Annotated in this window: 4 protein-coding genes and 1 pseudogene; 2 read left to right on the plus strand and 3 right to left on the minus strand. The window is 46.5% G+C overall.

All coding sequences use genetic code 11. The annotated features are described in order from the left end of the window. Window positions 1-37 precede the first annotated feature (37 nt). Window positions 38-1,245 (minus strand): IS3 family transposase gene (locus tag OGW13_RS06765; RefSeq protein WP_109455549.1). Its coding sequence is split into 2 segments (ribosomal slippage): window positions 38-924 and window positions 924-1,245, totalling 1,209 coding nucleotides; the frame shifts between segments, so codons are not numbered across the junction. Between the two features lie 219 nt (window positions 1,246-1,464). Between OGW13_RS06765 and OGW13_RS06770 the strand changes: the two genes are divergently transcribed. After that, on the plus strand, window positions 1,465-1,908 hold the full coding sequence (locus OGW13_RS06770) for a hypothetical protein (RefSeq protein WP_287115828.1): 444 nt from the start codon (window positions 1,465-1,467) through the stop codon (window positions 1,906-1,908). On the opposite strand, the gene OGW13_RS06775 is transcribed toward OGW13_RS06770, so the two are convergent. Further along, on the minus strand, window positions 1,909-2,454 hold the full coding sequence (locus tag OGW13_RS06775) for a recombinase family protein (RefSeq protein WP_287115829.1): 546 nt from the start codon (window positions 2,452-2,454) through the stop codon (window positions 1,909-1,911). 1,547 nt (window positions 2,455-4,001) lie between these two features. On the opposite strand from OGW13_RS06775, the pseudogene OGW13_RS06780 reads away from it, so the two are divergent. Continuing rightward, window positions 4,002-4,379, plus strand: a pseudogene (locus tag OGW13_RS06780) (hypothetical protein); the annotation flags it as partial. A 5-nt stretch (window positions 4,380-4,384) separates the two neighbouring features. On the opposite strand, the gene OGW13_RS06785 reads toward OGW13_RS06780, so the two are convergent. Then, window positions 4,385-5,532, minus strand: a protein-coding gene (locus OGW13_RS06785; protein WP_096755719.1) for an IS3 family transposase whose coding sequence is annotated in 2 segments (ribosomal slippage) — window positions 4,385-5,295 and window positions 5,295-5,532 — 1,149 coding nt in all. Because the reading frame shifts where the segments join, the coding sequence is not laid out codon by codon here. Window positions 5,533-5,595: the final 63 nt, after the last annotated feature.

The following is a 5,595-nucleotide window of genomic DNA, read 5'->3' on the forward strand; positions in this document are numbered from 1 at the left end:
TGATCTTGACCCGCCATCTCCGGACAGCTTTTGTATCTTAAGTTAACGATGTCCGCTGCCGCCGATATTCCCTCGGGGAGTGATATCCCAGCGCGCTGTGCGGGTGGTTTTCATTGTAATGTGTGAACGCTGCTGCAAGGTTTCGCAGGGCTGTTCTCACATCTGGTTTTGGCATGAACGCGATATAGTCTTCCTTCATCGTCTTCACGAATCGTTCGGCCATGCCATTGCTCTGCGGGCTGCTCACCGCTGTTGTACACGGCTCCAGATTCAGCTCTCTGGCGAACCTCCGCGTTTCATGCGCGGTATATGCTGAACCGTTATCCGTCAGCCATTGAACCGGTGTGGTCGGCAGCCCGTCGCCGAAGCGCTTTTCCACCGACCTCAGCATCACATCCTGCACCGTCGAACTGTCGTAGCCTCCTGTGCTCGCTGCCCAGTCTATGGCTTCTCTGTCGCAGCAGTCCAGCGCGAACGTGACCCGCAGCTTCTCACCGTTGTCGCAGCCGAACTCGAAGCCATCTGAACACCAGCGCATATCGCTTTCTGCCACCGCGATTTTGCCCTTATGTTCACGCTTCGACCGCTCTGGTTTGTCATGCAGTAACAGCAGATTATGCTCACTCATAAGCCGGTAAAGCCGTTTGGCGTTCACGGGGGGCAGTCCCTCTGTACGGCGTTGCGTACGCAGGATGCCCCACACACGGCGATAGCCGTAACTGGGCATATCGCTGATGATATCGAGGATCTCTGACAGTATTTCAGCGTCTGCTTCGTCATCACGCCGGTTACAGCGCCTGTCCTGCCAGTCGGCAGAACGGTTAATTCGCAGTGACAGCTGCGCACGCGACACGCCCATGGTGCGGCTGACCAGGGCTATTCCCCGTCCTTTGGCAACAAGGGCGCGTGCGCTATCCATTTTCGCGACTGAGCGTACTCCACGGCTTCTTTCAGGATCTCAACTTCCATCGTCTTCTTGCCCAGCAGGCGCTGAAGCTCCCGGACCTGCTTCAGAGCAGCAGTAAGCTCAGAAGCTGGAACAACTTCTTCTCCGGCCGCAACGGCGGTGAGGCTGCCTTCCTGATATTGCTTCTTCCACTTAAACAGCAGGCTGGGCTGGATGCCATGCAGGCGGGCGACATGGGAGACATTCATGCCCGGCTCCATCGTCTGCTGGATAATGGCGATCTTCTCCTGAGGAGTTTTACGTTTACGGACTTCTTGCCCTAACAGGATCCCGGTCATCTCAAAATTGGCGTTAGTGTTAGACATATATTCAAGCCTATCTCTTATCTGGAGATACAGCTACTGTCTGGTGTTTCAGGGGGCTACATCAAGGCTCCGGTGGAAGTCCGTATTCACCAGATTACCGCATCTGATTTTTTCTACATTAAGTACTTAATTCTCCCATGCTTGGTTGGATTCGTGTTGTCGTCTATCTTCCCGTACATAAATCAAGCCTCTATGTGGCTTCAGTCAAAAGCGCTTGAAATGAAGATAAAGAGAAAAGTTAAGGCTGATAAGCTGGAAGAGATGGAGTTAGCAACGCAGAATCTGGAAATTGAGAGAGTTGTGCAAGAGAAGGAAAGGGAAAAAATAAATACTAAAGATATGGAAGAAAGGGTGGAATCTTTACGGGAGGACATGATGAGCATTGAAGTAGAGGTTGCTCAATTGAAATCAGAACGTTCACAGATTCAAAGTCAGATAGAAGCATCTCTTCAGTTAATTGTCCAAATTGAGGACATTGTTAAAGGGGTGGATTCCGGCAAGTATACAGACGAAGATTTTAGGTCATTGGTCAAAGAATCAGTGAACAAAAGTCTTCTTGATGAAGCCAGAAGCACTTATCAAGCACAAAAGTTTCTTGATGAAATGGGTAAAGCATCAAGCCTTGAAAACAAATAGTTATGATTCAGACTTAATACGCTGCACAGTTGACTTAGCAACGTTGAATTGTGCAGCTACTTTAGCAATTGAGTCACCAGCAGCAAGAGCAGCCTTGATACCTTCTCTGTCAACCGCTTTACCGTTACCCCTTCCAACTACACGACCAGCAGCTTTAGCAGCTTCATAGCCTTCTCGTTGACGCTCAAGCATCATTTTACGTTCAGCTTCAGCTACCGCTGAAAAGATTGTGAGAATCATCTTAGACGTGGGGTTATCGTCACCAGTTATCAGACCTTCTTTGTGGAAGTGAACCTTGATACCTTTCTGTGAAAGTTTATCCACCAGCGTTAATACATCCACGGTAGAACGCCCTAAACGTGACAGGTCATGTACATGGATAACATCACCTTCACGAACATAGTCGAGCATAGCTTTTAGTTGTGGACGGTTTGTATTCTTTCCAGATGCCTTGTCAATGAATACCTTATCCAGTGTGACCCCTTCAAGTTGACGGTCTGTGATTTGCTGTACTGATGAAACTCGAATATAGCCAATGTTGTCCATGATGTACTCATATGCCTTACTCATTTGATGGGTTGAGTGTATCGTACCGATAAGGTGTTTTACAAGGCTAATCGGTATGGTTTTTACAGGAGGTTAGCTATACCTTTTTAGTATGCTATATCGGTACGCTTAAGAGATGGAGACGCCTTTATAGCAATTCACAGAGGAAGTCAATGATATTTTGAGATTTTGCAAAGGGGGTGCTATAGCGAGAATGCACCGTACCAAGCAGACATAGACCTGTGACAGATATTTTTGAAGGTTTTCAGAGAGGGAATTTGAAGAGAGGGCTAGTCATTTTTTATAAAAATTTCAGAGACTGGATATTGCCTGTATAGATTTTAACCAGTATGGAAGCCTGTATAACATGAGGGGTTCCTATGGTCACCATATCCTCCCTCCCACTAAATGAGCTACACAGAACCTAGAGAGCATGTCTGTAATGTTTCTGTATCAGGTCAACTACAAGAGGTCTGGATAGTATCTTGTAAGATTCTTGGTAGTGATTATGCAGAGGGCTTGATAAGAGTGTTTAACGGGAGGAAGAGAACCATGAAACCGAAGGTAGGTTCTATCTTAACAGTGACTGTAAGAGATACCTGAAAAGATACTTAACAGAACTACCAAGATGAAGGGAAACGAAGAACCATGGGCAGTGACCCTGTTAAACAGATTGTTTCAAAGCTCTTAAGAGTCTGTTAAGTAAGGGCTATGTAAAAAATCTTAGCATTTGTCAAGGGGGGTTGTCTTTGGTAAAAAGTGCTAAACTCAATAAATAGCACTAAATGCTAAACTGGTGTTTAAGATATGTGCTATGAGGGGGGCTTCCCTTTCTGGGGTGTCGCTCTATGGGTGAAGTTAACCTTTGAAGTTCTCTGTGAAGAAGCTGAACAGCCATTATATATGGCTAATTACAACTCTTTGAAAGATAAGCATTTTTAGAAATTACTGTTAAGATTACAGAGTTCCCTGTGAAGGGTCTTGTCAGTTCTATATATTGGCTAATTACAACCCATTGATGTATAATGGTTTTTTCTACAAGCTGTCAACTGAATGGCTTGGTGTAACTAACTGAAAGATACAGCTTTCCGGCTTTGTCAGGAGATTTCACTGCCCACCAGCTAAAAAATATTTTAGAGGCGGGAGTGATTGGAGTTTAGGACGGGTCTTGGTGGTTGTCTTCATGATTTCGCTCTTTCAAGTCAAACGACCATTCTCGACCGAACAGCCTGAAGACCACGAATAGCCGAACGACGAAGTAACGGAGCAGGACGCCAACAACAAGCCCGATACCGCAACCAGTCCACGCATCCGGTAATACCAGTTCAGGAGGGATATGCATTAAATGTACCTTCTGTGTGCAATGCAAAAAACATGTGACAATTCTCGATAGTCACCCTTCATATTTTCTCTCTCCCCACAAACCATTATACCACAAATGTTACTAAATTGTTACGAAAACACTTGACATTAACCATTGAAAATGCTAGCATTGCATGTATTGAGTTAACAGGAAATTAACAAACACTAAGAGGGTCAGAATATGAATGAGAGATGCAGAATTTAGAGCGATGCTTCAGGTATCAAAAGAACGCAACAAGCACAACTCCTACGCTTACACAGACACACCAACCCGCCACGAAGTACCCAAGTTCACCAGAGCAGAGCGCAAAGGCATTGACGAAGTAATTCGGGCAATTACACCGAGGAACCGTTATATGCCAACCAGAAAGAGCACGAAGAATACTATTAAAAATTATCTGGCTAACTTTGACAGTTACGAGCAATTACCAAGCAAGCTTGATGATATTTTTATTGGGTTCTGTAGAAGTGAAGGTCACCCGAAATACAACAAAAAACTATTTTATCTTCTAAAGAATCTTGATGAAATTAACTCATCCACTGTGACAAATGAATCGCCACGGATAATCTAGACACTTCCGAGCCGTTGATAATACTGGTTTTCATATTCTGTCGGTGACATCTGTTCGCTAGAACCATGCCGACGCTTACTGTTATAAAACATTTCGATGTAATCAAAAATATCGCTGCGGGCTTCTTCCCGCGTTCCGTAGATTTTTTTCTTTATCCGTTCACGTTTCAACAACTGGAAAAAGCTTTCTGCAACCGCATTATCATGGCAGTTACCGCGACGGCTCATGCTGCCCTCCAGGCCGTGTGATTTCAGGAACGACTGCCACTCATGGCTTGTGTACTGACTGCCCTGATCCGAATGAACCAGCACCTGTTTTTGGGGATTACGCCGCCATACAGCCATCAGCAGTGCGTTCAGGACAATGTCCTTTGTCATCCGGGATTGTATGGACCAGCCGATAATTTTGCGTGAGAACAGATCAACAACCACGGCAAGATACAGCCAGCCTTCGTGGGTCCTGATGTAGGTTATGTCCGTTACCCAACTCTCATCCGGAGCATCCGGATTGAACTGTCGCTGGAGCCTGTTGGGCGACACGATACTGGCCTCGCCTTTACGTGCCCGCGGGCTCCGGTATCCGACCTGAGCCTTTATCCCGACACGTTTCATCAGTCGCCAGACTCTGTTCACTCCGCACTGTTGCCCGCTGTCCCGCAGATCCAAATGGATTTTGCGATAACCATAGACGCATCCCGATTCCAGCCAGAACTGTTTAATCTGCCCTGTCAGCCTCAGGTCTGCCTGATGGCGTTGTGAATGCGGCTGCTGAAGCCAGGCGTAAAAACCACTGGGATGAACATCCAGCACCCGACAGAGCAGGCGAACAGGCCAGCAACAGGTGTTGTCACGGATAAAGGCGTACCTCAGTCGGACAGCTTTGCGAAGTACGCCGCGGCTTTTTTTAATATGTCCCGTTCGTCGGTAACCCGCTTCAGCTCTTTCTGGAGACGGCGGATCTCGGCCTGAGCATCTGACTCTTCTTTATTAGTGGAAGAATCTGGACCGTACTTCTTTATCCAGGCGTAAAGGCTGTGGGTGGTGATATCGAGACGTGTTGCAACGCTGGCAACAGAATAACCGCGATCAACAACCTGTTTGACTGCTTCAATTTTAAACTCTTCGGGATAACGCTTACCGCTCATGGGCACCTCTCTTTAAGCCATCTTAAATGACTCTGAGGTGTCTGTTAAACCCGTGGCGATTCA

Origin of the sequence: Citrobacter sp. Ca225 (assembly GCF_030337175.1) — a bacterium.
In the GTDB taxonomy this organism is placed as follows: domain Bacteria; phylum Pseudomonadota; class Gammaproteobacteria; order Enterobacterales; family Enterobacteriaceae; genus Citrobacter_A; species Citrobacter_A amalonaticus.